At 65.0% G+C, this 18,236-nt stretch carries 15 protein-coding genes, 1 other RNA gene and 2 pseudogenes; 7 read left to right on the top strand and 11 right to left on the bottom strand.

The features are described from left to right. Positions 1 to 128 precede the first annotated feature (128 nt). From ND748_RS03030 to ND748_RS34440, 3 genes and pseudogenes are all read right to left on the bottom strand, one after another. Positions 129 to 677, bottom strand: a complete 549-nt coding sequence (locus ND748_RS03030; protein WP_251743861.1) for a His/Gly/Thr/Pro-type tRNA ligase C-terminal domain-containing protein — start codon at positions 675 to 677, stop codon at positions 129 to 131. Between the two features lie 98 nt (positions 678 to 775). Continuing rightward, positions 776 to 1,003, bottom strand: a pseudogene (locus ND748_RS34445) (YbaK/EbsC family protein); the annotation flags it as partial. A 17-nt stretch (positions 1,004 to 1,020) separates the two neighbouring features. After that, positions 1,021 to 1,266 (bottom strand): hypothetical protein, encoded by a 246-nt coding sequence (locus ND748_RS34440; protein ID WP_251743893.1) that lies wholly within the window; start codon positions 1,264 to 1,266, stop codon positions 1,021 to 1,023. Positions 1,267 to 1,497: 231 nt separating this feature from the next. On the opposite strand from ND748_RS34440, the gene ND748_RS03015 reads away from it, so the two are divergent. Beyond that, on the top strand, positions 1,498 to 2,103 hold the full coding sequence (locus tag ND748_RS03015; RefSeq protein WP_251743860.1) for a hypothetical protein: 606 nt from the start codon (positions 1,498 to 1,500) through the stop codon (positions 2,101 to 2,103). 29 nt (positions 2,104 to 2,132) lie between these two features. Here the strand turns inward: ND748_RS03015 and ND748_RS03010 are convergent, their stop codons facing one another. Further along, the gene (locus ND748_RS03010) at positions 2,133 to 2,369 is read right to left on the bottom strand and encodes a helix-turn-helix domain-containing protein (RefSeq protein WP_251743859.1); all 237 of its coding nucleotides are present in this window, start codon (positions 2,367 to 2,369) and stop codon (positions 2,133 to 2,135) included. A 46-nt stretch (positions 2,370 to 2,415) separates the two neighbouring features. Between ND748_RS03010 and ND748_RS03005 the strand changes: the two genes are divergently transcribed. Continuing rightward, entirely contained in the window at positions 2,416 to 4,140 is a 1,725-nt protein-coding gene (locus ND748_RS03005; RefSeq protein ID WP_251743858.1) for a DNA methyltransferase, read from the top strand. Positions 4,141 to 4,550: 410 nt separating this feature from the next. Here the strand turns inward: ND748_RS03005 and ND748_RS03000 are convergent, their stop codons facing one another. After that, a complete protein-coding gene (locus ND748_RS03000; protein ID WP_374215828.1) occupies positions 4,551 to 5,474 on the bottom strand; it encodes a tyrosine-type recombinase/integrase in 924 nt (307 codons plus the stop codon). 103 nt (positions 5,475 to 5,577) lie between these two features. Then, positions 5,578 to 5,817, bottom strand: a complete 240-nt coding sequence (locus ND748_RS02995; RefSeq protein WP_251743856.1) for a hypothetical protein — start codon at positions 5,815 to 5,817, stop codon at positions 5,578 to 5,580. Between the two features lie 1,358 nt (positions 5,818 to 7,175). On the opposite strand from ND748_RS02995, the gene ND748_RS02990 reads away from it, so the two are divergent. Then, positions 7,176 to 7,868 (top strand): transposase, encoded by a 693-nt coding sequence (locus tag ND748_RS02990; RefSeq protein WP_251743855.1) that lies wholly within the window; start codon positions 7,176 to 7,178, stop codon positions 7,866 to 7,868. Between the two features lie 657 nt (positions 7,869 to 8,525). Here the strand turns inward: ND748_RS02990 and ND748_RS02985 are convergent. From ND748_RS02985 to ND748_RS02975, 3 genes are all read right to left on the bottom strand, one after another. Further along, complete coding sequence (locus ND748_RS02985; RefSeq protein WP_251743854.1) at positions 8,526 to 9,482, bottom strand: toll/interleukin-1 receptor domain-containing protein; 957 nt, start codon at positions 9,480 to 9,482, stop codon at positions 8,526 to 8,528. A gap of 932 nt (positions 9,483 to 10,414) precedes the next feature. Beyond that, entirely contained in the window at positions 10,415 to 11,374 is a 960-nt protein-coding gene (locus ND748_RS02980) for a helix-turn-helix domain-containing protein (RefSeq protein WP_251743853.1), read from the bottom strand. Between the two features lie 594 nt (positions 11,375 to 11,968). Further along, the gene (locus tag ND748_RS02975) at positions 11,969 to 12,205 is read right to left on the bottom strand and encodes a hypothetical protein (protein ID WP_251743852.1); all 237 of its coding nucleotides are present in this window, start codon (positions 12,203 to 12,205) and stop codon (positions 11,969 to 11,971) included. Positions 12,206 to 12,546: 341 nt separating this feature from the next. Between ND748_RS02975 and ND748_RS02970 the strand changes: the two genes are divergently transcribed. Both ND748_RS02970 and xerC read left to right on the top strand, forming a co-directional pair. Then, complete coding sequence (locus tag ND748_RS02970) at positions 12,547 to 13,287, top strand: hypothetical protein (RefSeq protein WP_251743851.1); 741 nt, start codon at positions 12,547 to 12,549, stop codon at positions 13,285 to 13,287. Further along, positions 13,284 to 14,630 (top strand): annotated as a pseudogene (gene xerC / locus ND748_RS02965) (tyrosine recombinase XerC); the annotation flags it as partial. The gene ND748_RS02970 and the pseudogene xerC, both read left to right, overlap by 4 nt. 233 nt (positions 14,631 to 14,863) lie before the next feature. On the opposite strand, the gene ssrA reads toward xerC, so the two are convergent. Beyond that, positions 14,864 to 15,234, bottom strand: a transfer-messenger RNA (tmRNA) gene (ssrA, locus tag ND748_RS02960). 229 nt (positions 15,235 to 15,463) lie between these two features. Here ssrA and ND748_RS02955 point away from each other — a divergent pair. Together ND748_RS02955 and ND748_RS02950 are read left to right on the top strand one after the other, a co-directional pair. Beyond that, positions 15,464 to 15,937, top strand: coding sequence for a VOC family protein (locus ND748_RS02955; protein WP_251743850.1), 474 nt, complete (start codon positions 15,464 to 15,466; stop codon positions 15,935 to 15,937). A 234-nt stretch (positions 15,938 to 16,171) separates the two neighbouring features. Beyond that, positions 16,172 to 16,819 (top strand): YoaK family protein, encoded by a 648-nt coding sequence (locus ND748_RS02950; RefSeq protein WP_251743849.1) that lies wholly within the window; start codon positions 16,172 to 16,174, stop codon positions 16,817 to 16,819. Positions 16,820 to 16,886: 67 nt separating this feature from the next. Here ND748_RS02950 and ND748_RS02945 read toward each other — a convergent pair whose 3' ends face one another. After that, positions 16,887 to 18,230: a class I SAM-dependent methyltransferase gene (locus tag ND748_RS02945; protein ID WP_251743892.1), complete on the bottom strand. Its 1,344-nt coding sequence runs from the start codon at positions 18,228 to 18,230 to the stop codon at positions 16,887 to 16,889. Between the last annotated feature and the right edge of the window lie 6 nt (positions 18,231 to 18,236).

Genomic DNA, 18,236 nt, shown 5'->3' with positions numbered 1-18,236 from the left:
TCCCCGTTCGGGGAATCCTCAATTCCCGAAGGCAGGTTAGGCGGGCATCAATTGGCGCGGAAAATATCGCCAATTAAGACTTGGCACACAAGTAGGCCTGGCCCCCGGGTCCCTGAGCCGCCGGTTGGCTAGGCCGACGGGTGGAGGAGTCGCTGCACTGCCTTCGGGAGGTCTGCGATGTCGACGTCGAGGGTGGTCGACCGGTCGCGGGTCCGTACCTCGACCACTCCCTCGGCGAGACGGCGGCCGGCGATGACCTGGACGGGGCAGCCGATCAGGTCGGCATCGGCGAACTTGACCCCGGCCGACCCCGGCCGGTCGTCGACGAGGACGTCCAGGCCCTCGGCCTGCAGCGTCGCAGCCACACTGGTGACTGCCTCCGGGTCGACGTTCTTGCCGAGCGGGATGACCTCGACGTCGTAGGGAGCGAGTTCCGCCGGCCAGAGGATGCCGTTGTCGTCGTGGTGGTGCTGTTCGATGGCAACGGACAGGATGCGGCTGATCCCGATGCCATAGCAGCCCATCATCATCGCTACGTCCTTGCCGTTCGTGTCCAGGTAGCGGGCTTCCAGCGGCTGGGAGTACTTGGTGCCGAGTTGGAAGATGTGCCCGACCTCGACCGAGCGGTCGATCGCCAGCGGTCCGCTGCCGTCCGGAGAGGCATCCCCCGCACGCACGTTGGTGACATCGGCGAACTCGTCGGGAGTGAAGTCCCGGCCCAGGTTGCAGCAGTGACGTGATGGTCGACCTGGTTCGCGCCCGTGCACCAGTCGCGGCCGGCGGCGACGTGATGATCCGCAATGATCCGATAGACGTGGGCTCCGAGCCCGACCGGGCCGACATAGCCGCGGACCAGAGCCGGGTGCGCGGTGAAGTCGGCGGCGTCGAGGAGCGACGGTGGCGCTCCCAGTTCCTTTGTGAGCTTGTGCTCGTTGACCTCGCGGTCGCCCGGGACCAGTACAGCGATCGCCCGAAGGGGCGCCTCGCCCTCGGCCTGGGGCAGCTTGTAGAGGACGCACTTCAGGATCTGCGACGCCCCAGGTGGGCGGACAGGTCGTCGACCCCAGGAACCCCAGGCGTGTGCGCGCGAACCAACGGTTGCGATCCGGGCTCGACCGGCTCGGGACGCTCGCAGTACGCCGCCTCCAGGTTCGCCGCGTACGTGCCGTCGGGCGCGTAGACGAACAGGTCCTCCCCAACCTCGGTGGGGGCCATGAACTCGTGGTTGACGTCGCCGCCGACCTCGACCTCCTCGACATCGAACACGGGCGCACCACCTGACCGTGCGACGGTCACGCAGCGCAGCCTCCAGTCGCGCGGAAAGGCCCACTCGGCAGATCGTGCCTGCACCTGGCGGGACGCTCGGGGCCCGCAAGCGGATGACGAGGATGGAGCAACAGTGCGCGTTCGCGCGGGGCAGCGGCAAGCATGTTCGACAGACCATTGTGACCGATAGTCTGTAGACTGTCGGAGGCTGCGCGGACAGGGTCGTAATTTGTGCATGACCCTCTGTGGCCGCAAGGCGGCCAGTCTCAGCCTGTACTGGCACCGACAGGCGATATTCAGCCGCTCATAGCAATGGGCAAGAAGCTTCAGGCGGAAGCGACGAAGCACGGCATTCACAACGTATTCGACGACGGCGGATACAAGGAGCTGCTACTACTGACGCTACTCGATCTAAAAAAACTTGGCAGAACTGGGGATGATGCCGCAGATAGCCTGGGTAGACAATATGAGATCAAGACGGTCGCTCGCGTCAGTTCGAGAGGCGTAAGAAAGACAAGTCTCGGCATCACAACAGAACACACGCTAACCATCGAGAACATTGAGCGTTACAGGCGCGTCCATCTATGGATCGTAGCAGTCTTTGACCAGGCAGCGCCGGAGTCGATTTACGAGATCGCCCCTTCCCGACTGGAGACTTTCTTTGGGGAATGGGAGCGAAAAATCCGGGATCAGATCAGCCGGGGGGTCGAGGGCTCCGCACCTCCCCACTTGAACAACCCGAAGATTCCGCTCAAGTTCGTCATCAATAATGGTGTCTGCATCTGGCCGCTGCTCGCACAGGATGGTGTACCGCGGCAACAGACGCTGACTGAATGAACTAGATGATCCAGGGGCTCGGCGTTGGTCTAGACGTCCTCGAACAACTGGCCGGGTGCGACGCCGAGCGCCCTGGCCAGGGCGATGATGTTGTCAAGCCCCACGTTACGGTGGCCGCGCTCCAGACTTGAGATGTACGTTCGGTGCACGTCCGCTTGCTCAGCGAGAGATTCTTGCGAGAGTCCTCGCGCTTCTCGGAGGGTGCGGACACGGCGCCCAAAGGCGACACGGTGGGGCTCGGGGGTCGGCGCGGGTCCGTACGGCATGATGTCGTAGACCGTATGAACCGGGCAGACTATGAGGCTACAGACTATGAGTAACAGTCGTTCGGTGCCAGAGGAACTAGTCGTAGGCCGCAGCGACCCAGCATACATGGCACATGCTTACCTAACGAAGGTGCCGATCCCGGCCATTACTCCGTTCATCGCCGCGTATTCGAACGAGGGCGACGTAGTAGTAGACCCGTTCGCCGGGTCGGGGATGACGGGCGTAGCCGCAGCTTCCCTTAGGCGTCGAGCCCGACTGTTCGATATCAGCGTACTAGGCCAGCATATCGGGCGTAACTATGCAAATCTTGTGAATCAGGACCTTCTACGGAAGACCGCCGACGAACTAGTGTCCGCAGTTCGTAGTTACCTCGGTGACGTATACGGCACGAAATGCCGGAAATGTTCTGAGACCGCAAAGTTGGTCAAGACGATCTGGAGCTATCAGTTCCAGTGTGCGCAGTGCTCTCATGTTGGCAGTTTCTACCGAGCGATGGAGGCCTCCGGCTGGTCGAAGAAGGACATGCAGTGTAGTAACTGCGGGCTGCGCGTGCCGTCGGGAAGCGAGCGCATTGGCGAGATCGGTGAGGTCGACTGTATCGAGTGTGGGTGTTCAACCACTCAGATCGAACAGGCTGCGGCTACGCCGCCGGCTGTCGACTTGGATGCGCTGCCCTACCCAAGGGTTGAGATCACTCCCGATCGCCAGATGTACAAAACCCAGTCGCTGGGTAGGTCTGGACTTATCTCGGTATCCTCTTTCTACTCAAAGCGCAACCTTGCCGTTTTGACGGTATTGCGAGAAGGTATCCGCGAGGTCGAGGACAAGGCGATTAGAGATAAGCTGCTATTCGCATTCACAGCTTGCCTTACTAGAGCGTCAAAAAGGTATCAATGGTCGCCAATGCGGCCATTGAACGCCGCGAACGCTAACTACTACGTGGCCGCCGTATTCTACGAGTGGAATGTTTTTGATCTTTTTCTCCGTAAAGTTGAGGCGGCCTGCCGATCAGACAATTATCTTCGCTTGCTCATGCAGGCTGGCACGCTATTCGACTCGGACGATCCTGAGATCGACGTTTCATACGAGTTGTCTAGCGCCGAATCGATTCCGCTCGCAGACAGCAGCGTTGACTACGTGTTCACGGATCCGCCATTCGGATCGAATCTTTTCTATGCAGATATGGCGCTTTTCCAAGAAGCGTGGCTAGAGGGATTCACCGATGTCTCTCTAGAGGCGGTTGTGGACCGGGGTTCAAAAAAGGTACGTTCAGCTAGCCGCTACGAGGGAATGCTGACCAATGCTCTATCGGAATGTCGACGGATCTTGAAGCCTGGCGGACACGTGAGTATGGTATTCGGAAACTCGACCGGTAGTGTTTGGTCGCTCGTGCAGCGGTCCATCAAGAATGCTGGCCTGCTAATTGACCCCCATAGCCTGGCCATTCTCAACAAAGGTCAGCGTTCAGTGAAGGGTCTCGCGTCGGGGTTCGAGCACGTGGCTACGCTCGATCTGATAATCACGATGACCGCAGGCGATGACAGTAGATGCTTCAAAGTGCCTACCGCGGACCAGGTCGGAAATGTGGCACGGGAGATCGCTAGGGGGAACATTGGCCGAACGCCCAGTCACGTGTACCTGGAGATACTGAGGATGGGCATACGGGAGAGCTGGGATCTCTCGGCTGTCCATCTACGTGACGTAACCCAGAGCCTGATTGACGACGGCTGGCAGGTCGCCAGCGGTTCTGGCGCCCTGTCTCGCGCCTGAGACGGCGGGCTTGGGCTCGGGCGCCGCGCGATTGTGGCCGAACGCAGTCGCCGGCTATTGGATCCAGCCGGGTGGTTTCGCGGTCGAGCCCGTATATTCATCTGCCCCCCTGTTCGCGATGCCACTTTCATTTCCCGGACGAGATGGCCGACGAGTCGGGAGCAAAGGGCTCGTCGAGCCGCTTTCGAAGGCCCTCTTTTGGCCGGCAGTGTGGCACTGTCTGTTTGCACCCCGAAATTTCCTACGCGAGTGTACGGGCGGCATGCTTACAGGGGAGATCATTTAAGGGTAGGGGGTGTCGCCCGAAGATTGCCAAGCCGATCAGGTGCCTCGATCGCGAATCCGCAGGGTTGACGACCAGCCCCGCGCTCGATCTCCTCGGGGTGCACCATGGGGATGATGCTCGCGATCTACTCGGCGAGGTAGCTGGCGAGCGCGTAGGCCGCGTGCCGGTCGAGGTTGTGGCGGGCTCGGTCGTAGCGGCGGGTGGTGCGCGGGTCGGCGTGGCCGCAGGCGTCTTGGACGTCGCGGAGCGGGACGTTAGCGTCGAGGGCGAGCGTGGCGAAGCTGTGCCGGAGGCTGTGCGGGCTGAGCTTGTCCGCGTTGGCGATGCCGGCTTCCCTGGCCAGGCGGCGGACGAGTCGGAAGACATACGGTTCGTCGAGCCGCTTACCGGTGCGGGTGGAGAACAGCGGCCCGTCTGTCCGGCGGGCGAGGTAGGTGTCCAGCGCGTTGACCACCGATGGGGCGAGAGGAACGGTGGCCCGCTTGCCGCCCTTGCGGATGATCCGCAACACGCGATGGCCCCGCTCGGTATCAAGGTCTACGACGTCGGTGGCCAGGACCTCGCCGACCCGCAGACCGTTCCCTGCGAGCAGAGAGATCAGAGCACCAGCCCGTGGGCTGTCCGCGGCGGCGGCAACGAGCAGGGCTCGGACCTGGCTTCGGTCGAGGCCGGTCGTTTGGGAGTCGTCGCCCACCTTCGGACGCTTGACATGCGTCAGCGGGGAACTCGTGATCGCTTCCTCGGCTACGAGATATCCATAGAAGGAGGCCAGGGCGGAGAGCCGCCTCGCGACCGTCGCCGGGCTCTCGCCCTGGACCTCCTCGGCCTCGCGCGCGTAGGCGTCAATGTGACCGCGTCGAACTCCCGTGATCATGTCCAGGTCGTGCGCAGCGCACCAGTCGGCGAAGGCCCGAAGGTCTCGTGCGTATGCCCTGCGGGTGTGCTCCGAACGATGGCTGAGCAGCCATGCGCCGGCGAGGTGCCACAGTTGGTCACCATCGGTAACCGGAGTGAGAGCGTCCCGTGAGTGAAGGGCGATCGTAGCCACGAGTACAGGATAAGAGGCCTTATCCTGTATCGAAGCCCGCTTCCCCTCCCCGCTCCCACAACACGCAATTGGTAGCGACATGGCTACCATCCGCGACGTCGAGTCAGAGGAACATGCGGAGGTTGTAGGCATCGACAACGTCGGAGACCGTGCGCTCCGGGAGACCGGCCGGCGGTGTGTGGATGACGCCGAAGTCCTCCATAGCTACCGTGAAGAGTGCGTCTGACAGGTAGGTCAGGACCTCCGGGTCATCGCCCCCGGGCAGGCCTTCAGCAAGGAGGTGGGCGCGCAGAGCGGCATGCTCCTCGCCGGAGTCGTACAGCCTGACCAGATCCTCGGACATCGCATCTCCCCGCCAGGTGGTTCGTTGCAGCGTAGCGGGAGGGTCCGACAAGGCCTGAAAAAAGCGTCGTCAAGATGGTCGACGTGGATATGCTCCCCGAGCGATCTCGTGACGCCTCGGCCTATTGGCCTGATGGTGATTGACGACGGCTGGCCGTTGCTGACGGTACTGTCCCCATACAGAAATGCAACCCCCACCAATCCGTCCAGGAGCTCGACGGGAGACCTCCTCGATGGAGTTAATACAAGAACCCGGCCATCCGGCTGGGTCGGGCAGCGCTTCCACCTCCGTAGCGACTCCAACGCTTCTACGGGGAAGCTCATCTTTCACAATACAAACCTTGGTAGGACTGACCTTTTGCGGGTTTCCGGCTTCAGGTTGCCGGCAGCTACGACTGGCGTCGAATCTGCTGTAGGCCTGCTATTCCCACTTGGGGTATAGATTTATTGTGGCGTGCGCATACCGCCAAGTCGCCGTGGACACACCAACGGCTTGATCCTCTTGTCTCGCACCTGTAACGGAACGTCATTGCCCGCTTATCTAGCTGACGGGTTTCCGTGTGAGTCCCGGTTGGTGATTCTACCTGTTTTTCAAGACCACTGTAGCACGGGTTATAAGCCACACTTAATCGGTCCCAAATCCGAGGAAAAAAGGTAGCCGCGATCAGGTGAAGTAGTGGAACGTGAGCTACCCCCTGAACACTGGGCGACCCGAGCCGGTTCAACCACTACTTCCGCCTCGTGTGTGACACAAGGCTGGCTCGCCGCCCGACCCTCATCTCCCAGAAGCCGAGATGGTCAGTCATGTATGTTCCCCTCCCTTTTGTCGTTGGTCGTAGTTAGTATGGTTCTTCTGCAGCGAGCCGGAATTCCCGTGGATGCCAGTACTTTGATCTTCCATAGGCCCGATCTTCCGAGCTTTCGATTTTCGCTTTTCGGGACCCGTGGTACCAACTATATCCGTCACTCCTTCCGCTTTTTCCTGTGCCACTCTATGGGCTGGTAGTTACTCTGATCCCTCCCAGCCGCAGGCGCCTTCTCCACTTTCAGACCTAGATTCGCCAGTAGTGGCTGATGTTGGGGGTTCGTAGATCGTCCGAATGTGAGCGGGTGCCTGCCGTGCAGGGAGAATCGGGGTTACCAGACCAACCGAAGCTCGCTGACGAGAGGCACCCGCCGGGTGAACAGAATACGCAGGTCGAAGGGGTCGAGGACACGGGCCCGGCGGGTTCGGGTCGGTCCGGCGGACCGGTCGCTGACCGGGACGGCGGGGCTGGCCGTGGTCGCCGAGCTGGTCGACCGGCTGGGTGTGGTCGAGGCACTCGACGAGCGGGTCGGCCTGGTCAAACAGCGGGCGCGGTGGCGGCCGGCGCGGACTTCGCAGTCGCCGCGCCGCGTAACGCCGCGTTGTGGCGGGCCTACGCCGCGGTGCCCGAGACCGCCTGGACCGACGCCCGCGACATGCACGGCGCCCAGGTCACCGCCGTCGGCTACGCCCCGGCGGGCTGGCCGCCCGGCACCTACACGATCATCCGCCGGGTTCGGGTCCCCGCCGAGGAGATCTCCGGAGATCCCCGCTCCCGGCGGCGGCGCACCATCCCGAAAGGCCAGCTCGCCCTCGCGCTGGAAGGCGTCGCCGACCACGCCTGGGCCGTCAGCTTCATTGTCACGAACATCCCCGCCGACGACGGCGCCGGCATCGTCGCGGTCGAGCACTGGTTCCGCGGCCGGGCCGACATCGAGACCCAGATCAAGGACACCAAGCTCGGTGCCGGGCTGCGCCACCTGCCCTCGGCCGACCCCGCCGTCAACGCGGTCTGGATGTGGGCTGCTGTCCTCGCCGGCTGGCTGTCGACCATGCTCCAGTCGCTGACCGGGCTGGATCAGCGCGCCGGCCGCGCGCACGGCGACCGGCTCCGCCACGAACTGCTCAACGTCCCCGGCCGGCTCACCCACCACGCCGGCACCCTGACCCTGCGGCTGCCACCCGGCCGCGACCAGTACCTGCCCACCGCGCTCACCCGGCTGCGCGACCTGCCCGCGGTCGCCTGACCAGTCCCGACACCCGACGCGCGGCACCCCTCCGGCCCGTGGAACCGGCGCCCACCCGGCACGACAGCCGGACCTTCGCCCTGCTCACACCCCGAGAACCGCCGCGACGCAACCCCGAAAACGAAGATCCCACGCCGCGGTCACACCGCAAACGATCACACCACAGGTACTGGCGAATCTAGGTCAGACCGAGACAGATGCAACTTCACCGGCATGCGTCCCATTGCCGGAGTGATGGGTGGAAGAGTCCGAAACAGGGGGAAAGACCTAAGAGCAGGATTGCCAGTGCCAACGTCTTCCCTTCGGTTCGGTCGGCTGAGTCACCTCCTCGATAGGAGCGGTATGGGCTCGGCCGTCGGCCCTGATTCGATGTGTGATTGCCCCAACTAGGGCGCACCTCGGTCACTGGCGTCAACACGGGGGTGACCACACGTTTCAGGAAGCTCTGGCGGAAGACACGAATTGGGCCAATTAGTACGTGCCGTAGGGGGATTCCTCGAGGTCGCACACCGATCTGGTGCATGCGCCCAGACCTAAATCCCCCTTTCATAGGTCAACAGCGATTAGATCGGCAGACCTTGGCGTCAAACCGGGGATCAAGGGTTGAGCGGGGGCGCCGGGTCGCTGGAGAAACGGAGGCCAGGAAACTGGGTGCGGCTAATCCATGTTCCGCAATGCCCGTCGAGCCAGTGGGCTCACATTGGTAACATGAATATTCCTACCGAGAGGCTGAGTCCACTTCAGAAGATTATCGGCTGAGAATTCATTGAATATCGCCCGAAGAGTCCGCCAGTGCACGTCGGAGAACATCGACCAATTCAGGTCCGCACCATCATTGACGATCACGCTCAGGATTGATCGCTTAATCCCTTCCAGGTCAATTCCCATTGCCCGTTCCGCTGTCAGCCACACAAAGTCGGGCACGCCTATAATCTGCCAGCGAAGGCCTCCGGACATCACCTTGGCATTTACGACTCCCTGATTGACGAGCGACACCATGCTTTCGTAGAAGTCTTCCGCCGAGACGTCCACCGCAGCCAACCTCTCTTGTATTGCGTTGCTCATCAGTATCGACATGGCCGTCGATCCGCGGATCTCTTGGATGATCTGGGTAAGAACCAAGTCGTCAACTGGGTCACCCACTACTAGCTGTGGTAGCTCGCCGGATCGCGTGTAGGCCGGCGCGTTCCCCAAGGGCGGCTTGTCGGAAATTCCATACAAGGTCCGTCTGACACGGTGGGCGGTGCCTTCAACGCCGAAGGCGTCCGCGTCATAGCGCAGAAGATGAGCGATCGCTGCGGGAACCTCAATACCGTCGAGTGTGACCGGTATAAGCCGCGCAGACTTCTCGATCCGGCGCACGATCGCTGCGTCAAGTTCTTCCTTCACCCAACGTTTGTTGACGCTGACTCGCGATACGATGACTATTATCGCATCGGCTTGCCCGATTCCTTCTCGGAATATCCGGTCGACGATAGAGTCTCCGCCCACCATTTCCCACTGGTCGAGCCATGCGTCAACTCCACCGGCGCGTAGCGCCGCTGCGAAGGGCACGACAAATCGATCCTTGTCCTCGTGGGCATGGCTGATGAACGCCTTTGGTACGTTGGTCACGCGAGAAGGTTAGCGGAACGCTGGCGGGTCGGGTTTCCCGCCGTCCGTGCCTGCCGCGTCGTCGGCCTCCAGCACCTCGTCCCCGCCGGCCGCCCGGTGCAACCCCGAGCCGGTCTACGCTATGCCGGGTACGCGGGTGCCCCGTCCGCGAAGACGCGATCGGCGACGGCCCGCCCCTGGACGGGCTGCCCGGCAGGCGGAGCTCGCCCGCCCTCGTCTCCACCACCACAACCCAGATCATCTACCATCGCCACCAAGTGCCGTTGCAGTACTCACGATGTGCCGGACACCGGCTGGTACGACGTGCTCCTGGTCGATGTGCCTCAGGTCAAAATGGCGCCGATCATCACTGTGGATTCGTACCGCCGATGTAGCTTCGCCGAGGACACGCCCCCAAGGGTCCAGGATCGCCGCTGAGCATTAGACTCCTTCCCTTGTACCGGGAGGCGTCGTTCGTCTTTCTACGGCGATTCTGGGTACCGGGAAAAATAACTCTGCGTGTGAGGCACACCTTCGCGTACGCGAGGAGAACGCGGGAGGCGCGTTCGCTGATCGTGACTGAGCGCATAGCCGTGGAGGTATCTCCTCTCTGGGTCTTCCCCGAAGAGCAGTCTCTTGATCTTTAGCGCGATGCGCGCAGAGCGGAGCGATGCGCGTACGGTACGAAGTACCGATCTTAGGTCACCTTCAAAAGCCTTGAAGGACCTTGAAGAGCCTTAGAACTCCTTAGCGGGACATACGCGGGACACGACCGGGGCGTAGGTGGGACACGCGCGAGACGCGCGGGGGACCTCATCGGGAATCTGGGGGCGTTTGGATGTCCTTCGGACCGAGGCCGCCACAGGGCGCGCAAATTACACTCGGCAATTAAAAAATACACTCAGTCACGGAATCCTGGTACACTCCGTTGCCAGAACTTCCCCCTGCCAAGGCTACGCCGCTTGCTCGTTCAGTGTTTCCTTTGCGAGGTTGAACAGCCGGGCCTTCTGGTTTTCGAACTGACTCCAGATGTCGGCGTTCGGCCTGCCATTCAGCGTCCACTCGTCGAAAAACTGATCGATCATGAAGATGATGTGGTCCAGGGTGCACTCAACCGTCGTAGCCCCTAGCCAGCGGCCGAACGTATCCTTGATCTCGCTTTCGCTGGTAGGTACCTTGTCCACCCGGTGCGCGACATCGAAAGCCTTGACCAGGAAGTACTGGGCCAGTTCCTCGGCTTCGGCCTGAATATCGGGCCGATGCTTGTAGCTCTTCAGCGGCTTGATCGCCACTCTAGGCGCAGGAATGTCGAACAGGTCGGGAGTCGGCTCCACGATCCCGATTCGTAGGAACGCCAGGTGTGCCCGCATCTGCTTCGGGTCCTCATGGACGATCCACGGATGACCGTGTGGGAGGTGAACCCTTCCTCCGAGAGTGAGGAAGAAACGGGTTGTGATGTTCGCGGCGACTGGGGTTCCGTCTTCATCGGTGGCCGCAAGCCGATCATAATTGATCACATACCGATTGGTCCGTCCGCCGGCCCGGTACCGCGGGTTGACGAACGGCCCGTTTCTGCGGATAGGCCTGACGATCTCCAGGAGTCCAACGCCCTCCAGCTCCCCGATCTTCCGGGAAACCGTCTTCTCCGATACGGGCTTGCCGCGGTGCTTGACGGCCTTCGCCAAGGTCGAACGAGAGGGGAAACACGCCCCGGTCTCGTAGTTCTGGTGGTACATGATCGTGTGAAAAATCCGGTGCGTGATGGGCTCCAGATATTGACCCCAGTACCGCTCGTACCCATTCTTCAGCAGGACATGTCCCGGCTTGTTTAAGTGAGACCACGGCAGGTCAGGGTCCGGGCCCTCACCGAAGACGTTTGCGGCCAGGTACTGGTCTAGAATATCCTCGTCCATGCAGCTCCTCACCCGGCGGCCAAGTCCGGTAGGAATTACGGCCGCCGAGTCTTGTCTATTGACGTTAGTCTTTAGTTGGGCGTCCGGTCGACGGCCATGATCAAGCCTGGTATGCCGACTAGGTAAACCTCTGTAATTGGCAAGGGAAATTTCGCAAACCGCCCTCTCTGCCGCCAGGATATTCGGTGATCGATATCTCGACACTGTCTGTCGTCGGCCCCTCGAGCGCCTACCCGTGTCACAGCGCCGAACCGCTCAGCGGCGGCGACCCCGAGGCCAGGGGCGCTTAAAACCTCGTGAGGATTGCCTTGTCCTCAGCCGACTCGGACCTCCTTCCAGCGTTCGCTGGGTTGGCGTGTCCGCAGCGGAAAACCCCCCCGTCGTGCAGATCGAAAGTCCGTCGAGGACGCCGTAGACCCCGCGCCACCACTCCGGCAGAGCCGCTGTGTGAGCCGGCCTGCATAGACGTTGCGGAGGAGCAGGGAGAGATCGCCGAGGTCGGGCGGCACTGGCGGCGCACCCGCCCGTTGGCCTCCCGGTCGAGAGAGCGCGGCAAGATCAGGTACCCCAGCCACACTGCTATGTCCAGGCAACTCATCCGACCTGCACCGGCTCGGGCTCGACGTTCAGCAGCGCCAGTAGGGGGCGAGTAGGCACGACGTACCGATCGCCGTGCCGCAGCACCGGCACCGGGAACCGGTCAATCCGTGCAAGATCGCGTGCCTTCGTGAGGCCCATGTTCAGCACTGACGCGGCAGTGGCAAGATCAGTCGTCACGGGAAGCGCCCGCAAGTCGGCTGCGGTCCACTGACCGCGCTTGGGCAGGCTCACGCAGCCCCGGCCGACCCGTCGGTCGGCAGTGGGCAGCGGCTGGTGCTTCCTATCCCGGATTTGCGCTGGCCGCAGGCGCGCTGTTCCGCCTGGTCGAGCGGGCCGACTGAGATCTCGCCCGTCGAATCGGGTTCGCGTGGTGTGAGGAACGCGTCTGACAAGATCACTCTCCGAGGTTCATGTAGGCCCCGATTCTGGGGCGCACCAGGTTTCTACACGCGGCCGTGCGGCGCTGTCAAGCGCCCCAAATTTGGGGCGTCTCGGGTAGTGTGTGGGGCGTGACGAACACACGCCCACTCCGGCAGGTCATCGGCGAGGGTGTCCGACGTGCCCGGGAGGCCGTGGGTGCCCGGCAGGACGACGTCAGCCAGGTGGCCCGCGTGCACGGCCTCGCGTGGTCGCGGGCGAAGGTCGGCGCTCTGGAGAACGGCGAGAAGGCGATCAGTGCGGAAGAGCTGATGTTGCTTCCGCTGATCCTCAGCAAGGTATGCCAACGCCCTGTACGGATGGCCGATCTGATCCCGCCCGATGTCCTGATCCGGCTGTCGTCGACTGCGTCTGCCAGGGGATCCGCAGCCCTGAAGATCCTGGCCGGCGCAGGTCTACACGACGTCCGGGAGGGCGATCTGGAGCTGTCACCGGTCAGCCGTCCTCTTCCGGAGTCGTGGCCGCCGCGCATGGACGTCGAGGTATTGGAAGAGGCCGATCCATCACCGGACAGTCACGAGAAGGCGGGTCCGGAGAGACGGGAGTTGGTGGCCGGGAAAGGCGAGGACCAGGCGTCCGATGTGATCAGGCAGCTCGCCGCCTCGAAGGGCCGCTCTTACGGGCTCGTCCGGCTGCTCGTGCCGAGCGAGACGGAACGCAAGGCAGCGAAGCGCCTCGACGAGACCCCCGAGACGGTGCTCCGCCTCTCGCGGGGCCTGTGGGGGCTCTCCCTGGCGGAGGAACGGGATCGGCTCGTCGACGAACGCGCGGACGCGGGCGATGATCCGGGCCGGCTTCGTGCACTACGTGGCCGGATCACGCGTCAGCTTGTCGACCGCCTGGCCGAGGAAATTCAACGGGGAGCAAAGAGATGAAGATCAATATGGAGAAGCTCTGCGGGTGCCGGGACGAGGCCGGCAAGAAGTACGGGCGCGGGAAGTGCCCGCAGTTGACCAAGCGCACCCACGGGACGTGGGCCTACCGGATCTGGGTTCCGAAGGAACTGGTCCCGCTGGTCGGGAAGCAGGAGATCAGCGACTCCGGCTATGCGACCAAGAAGGAAGCCGAGAAGGCCGGAGAGAAGGCCGTGGCGCGGGTCCGCGCGGGAGGGCAGCACATCGGGAACCTGACGGTAGGCGCCTACCTCCAGGACTGGCACTCCCGGAAGAACGCCCTACGACCGACGACCCGCAGCCGGTACGAGTCGTTCATCCGGCTCCACCTGGTACCGACCCTCGGCGAGATGCCACTTGTCGCGCTACGAGCCGAGCACATCGACACCGCGCTGAAGAAGGCGGCGGAGGCCGCCCGGGAGCGCGGGCGGCCGATCGGGCCGGCGACGGTGGGCGACGTCTTCGAGATGCTGCGCACCGCGCTCAACGACGCGCACAGGCAGAGGATGATCGAATTCAACCCGGCGGCCGGCGTCGAGCTGGCCTCGCACTCGGCCCCCGAGGTGGAGCCGTGGGAGCCCGAGGAGGTCGGTCGGTTCCTCGACGAGGCGGCCGACGATCGACTTGCCGCCGCGTACGAGTTGATGGCGCTGCATGGGGTGCGCCGTGGGGAGGTGTGCGGGGCGACGTGGCCCGGACTCGACGATGCGGGGTCCGTGCTCACGATCCGACAGCAGATCGTCCGCAGTGGCGGCGTGCTCGGCGTCTGGGCGCCGAAGACGAGGTCAGGTCGGCGGAAGGTCGACCTTGACGGCGTCACCCTCGGATCGCTGGCAGCCCACCGGCTCCGCCAGGAGGACGAGCGGGAGACGGTCGGCGATGAGTGGGACAACGGCATCCTTCCCGACGATCACGGCAACCCGGTCCAACTCCGAGACCTGATCTTCACGCACCCCTCCGGGCGCTACCTGTTCCCGGAGTACCTGACCAAGCGCATGCAGCAGATCGCCCGGCGCGTCGGCCTGCTCGGCACCGTCCGGTTGCCGGCGGCGGCCGGGGCGACCACCGTCGTCGTGGGCACGCGGTACCGACCAGCCGAGGGCACGTGGACGCTCTACCGCGACCGGGAACCGGTCGGCGCGGTGACGGTGCTCGGCGCGGCGGTGCAGGGCTCGCGGTCGCTGCTGCATCTGGCCGAACCGTTGCCGGTGGCCCTGGAGGTGGGCGACGAGATCGGCGACCGACTGCTGTCGCGCAAGCGGCTGCACGACCTTCGTCACGGGTCGGCGTCGATCCTGCTCGGCGAGGGAGTCGACATCACGATCGTGTCGAAGAGGCTTGGTCACTCTTCGACATCGGTGACGGGGAACCTGTACGCGCATCTGCTGCGGTCGACAGGTCGTAAGGCGGCCGAGACGGTGTCCGCGGCGATCCCCCGGGCGAACCGTTCTGGGGACCGACTGGGTACCACCACTTGCGGATCTTCTCCGGTGGGATCATCGCCGAGCGTTTCCGCTGGTCACAGCGGCGTCGGCAATGATCCCATACCGAATCCAGCGAGTGGAGGTGGCGGGAATCGAACCCGCGTCCTCCGAAACCGACACAGGGCTTCTCCGGGCGGAGCCTGCTACTTGTTTCTCAGCCCCGTCGGACCCGCAGGCAAGCCGACATAGGCTCAGTCGCTGTTTGATTTTCCGGCTGGCCCCGCGACCGGGTCAGTCGGTGATCCTCCTAGCGACGTCAGATCCTGGGCCGGAGGCACTCCCAGGCTGACGGTTACCTAGTCTCTATGCCGCGAGGGCGTAAGAGGTGGTAACAGGCTGCGACTTGTTGGCAGCTATTTTTTTGAACGGATCGTTTACGAGATAACCGTTCATCCTCGGCCCGCTTCCCCTGCCTCGACGTCCGAAGTCGAAACCGATCACCCCCAGGTACAGTCTTGCCTGGCGCTCCATGCTACCGCAGGACGCCGGCGACCGGAGCGTGCGCCGCAGCCGGCGGGCGTCACGCGAGGTGGGCGTCACGCGAGGTGGACGACGGACGGCAGCGCCACCGGCCGGGCGGACGCGAAATCACTATGCCGCGGCGGGCATGCCGGGCTCCGCGTGGTAGTTGTACGAGCAACGGCATCCCGTCCGCCAGCCCCGGGGAGACCACTGTGGAGATCAAGGAACTGGGACATCTCGTCCTCTACGTCCGCAACATCGATCGATCGGCCACGTTCTACCGGGACGTCCTCGGCTGGCGGCAGGTGTTCCCGGCCCCGGCCGACTCCGCCGGCAACCCGCTGCGCGTGCCCGCGGCCGGTTTCTCCGCCGGCCGCACGCACCACGAACTGCTGCTCATCGAGGTCGGCGAGGACGCGGCCGCGGTGCCGGCCGGCCGGCGGATCGGGCTCTACCACTTCGGGCTGAAGGTCGGCGACACCGACGACGAGCTGCGCGAGGTCCTGGCCCGCATCCGGGAGGCGGGCGTCGACATCGTCGGGGCCTCGGACCACACGATCACCCACAGCCTCTACATCCTCGACCCGGACGGCAACGAGATCGAGCTGTACATCGACGTGCCGGGCGTCGACTGGCAGTCGCAGCCGCACCTGATCGCCGCCCCGATCCGTCCCCTGCGCCTGTAGCAGTCCCCGTCGCCGGCCCCGCGGCCCCACGGCCCGCGGCACCACGGCCCGCCTCCCCGCCTCCCGACCCGTCGACTCGGATGGCCGTTCGGCGGGCGAGGGCTGCGGGGCCAGCGACTCGGCGTCGGTGACACTGGGCCGATGACGCCGTCGACGCCACTGCCGTCGACCGGCCCCACGCCCCCGCAGCCGCCCGCGCCGTCGACGCCGTCGACGGGGTGGGATCGGCGGGAGGTGGCATTGCTGCTCGCGATGGCGAGCCTGACGGGGCTGGTCGATGCGACCAGCTTTCTCGGGCTCGGCCGGGTGTTCGTGGCGAACATGACCGGCAACGTCGTGCTCCTCGCGTTCGCGCTGGCGGGAGCGCCCGGGTTGTCCGCGGACCTGTCCGCGCTCGCGTTGGCCGGCTTCCTGACCGGCGCGGTCCTCGCCGGCCGGACAGGTACGGCCCCGGCGCTGCGCCACGGACGCGGACCGCGGTGGCTGACGGTCGCGCTGGCCATCCAGACCGGGCTGATCATCACGGCGCTGGTCGCCGCCTGGCTCACCGGGGACACAGACCGGCCCTACGCGATCATCGTGCCGCTGGCCGTCGCCATGGGGCTGCAGCATGCGACGGCACGGCGGGTGGCGGTCCCGGAGGTCCCGACCAACGTGCTGACCACCACCCTGACGGGGCTGGTCATCGACTCGCGGCTGGCCGGCGGCCCCGGCTTCCACGCCCCGCGCCGGCTGGCCGCGCCCCTGGCCATGTTCACCGGCGCGCTGGTCGGCGGCGCGCTTCTGCTGCACGTCGACCGGATCGTGCCACTCGCCTTGGCCGCCGCCATCGCCGCCGGCTGCCTCACCGCCGCCGCCACGGGCCGACTCACCGCCCCGTGACCCCGCTCGTCGGCCGCACCGGGCGGCACCGGGGCCGATTACGGACAGGTTCGGCCGCTCATTTGGCTCATTCGGAGACGGACGGGCTCGGCAGGGGCCGGGCGTCAGCAATCCCGTCCGTGCAGAGGAAGGCCCAGGGCTCGTCGCGCAGCCTGGTCATCACCAGGGTGATGGCCGGACCGCCGGCGACCAGGTCGCGACGGCGGGGCAGCAGGCGGCGGCGCAGCTCGTCGACGTCGCCCGCGAGACCACGGCGGCGGATCTCCAGCGACCCGATTCCGCGCCCACGTAGTTCGGCGGCGAGCCGCCGGACATCGAACGGCAGGCTCGCGGAGATCCGTAGCAACCGGGCGAAGGGGCTGGCGACCGGCGTGTCCGAGCTGAGAAAGGCGATCATCGGGTCGATCTGCCAGGCACCGAGCCGGCGCGCAAGCTCACCCACCAGGCCGGCCCGGGTGACGGCCGGGCTCGGGTCGTAGAGGTACTGCCCAGGGGCGTCGACCGGGCCGCCGGCCTGCGCCGGGTCCGGGCTGCCCACCAGGCTGACCGGTCTCGGCCACCCGACGCCGACCCCAGCCGACCCGAGCGACACGGGCGACGCGGGTTGCGACGGCGACACAGACACGATTGGTGACGCAGACACGATTGGTGACGCAGACACGATTGGTGACACAGGCAAGGACGGCGAGGCAGCCAGAGGCGGCGACGCAGATGGCGATGCGAAGGCAGACGGCGAGGCGAACGAGGACGGCGAGGCGGGGTGCAGCACGGTCGCGCGGCGCTCGGTCGTGGCGAGGGCCGGGGAGAACAACACGGCCTCCTTGAGGTCTCGGCCGTCGGCGACGAACTCGATTTCCCAACCGGGGGGGACCTGGTCGGTCACAAGTCCCGGGGCCGCCTTCACCGCCACCGCCGCGACCCGGTCGGCGAGGGCGAAGCACCAGGGCAGCGGCGGCTCGCTGGCCCGCGAGGCCAGCCGGCGGTCCCCGGCGCGCCGGGCCGGGTCGACGAAGACCCCGTCGTAACCGGTCAGGTCGGCGTCGCGGACGTCGGCGAGCAGCGTGTCGACCCGGTGCGCCCCGTGGACGGCGACGTTCAGCGCGGCCATCCGCAGATGCACGGGGTCCCGGTCGACGAGCAGGATTTCTCGCCCCGGTGCCAGGGCGAGGGCGTCCCCTCCGATCCCGGTGCACAGGTCCGCCAGGCGGCGCAGGCCGACGAACCGGGCCGCCCGGTGTTCGGCGGCAGCCTGGGAGGACGCCTGTTCCAGCCCCGCTCGGGTGAAGAACATCTCCTCGGCGCGGGCGAACTTGGCCGCCGCCCGATGCCGCAGCTCCGCCTGGGTGAAGGCGGCGGCGACCAGCTCGGCGGGCACACCCTCGGCCCGCAGCCGCGCGCCGACCGCGAGCACCCCCCC

Origin of the sequence: Frankia sp. AiPs1 (assembly GCF_023716945.1) — a bacterium.
Taxonomy (GTDB): Bacteria; Actinomycetota; Actinomycetes; order Frankiales; family Frankiaceae; genus Frankia.
The sequence above is the reverse complement of the archived record's forward strand: the minus strand, read 5'-3'. Positions and strand labels throughout refer to the sequence as shown.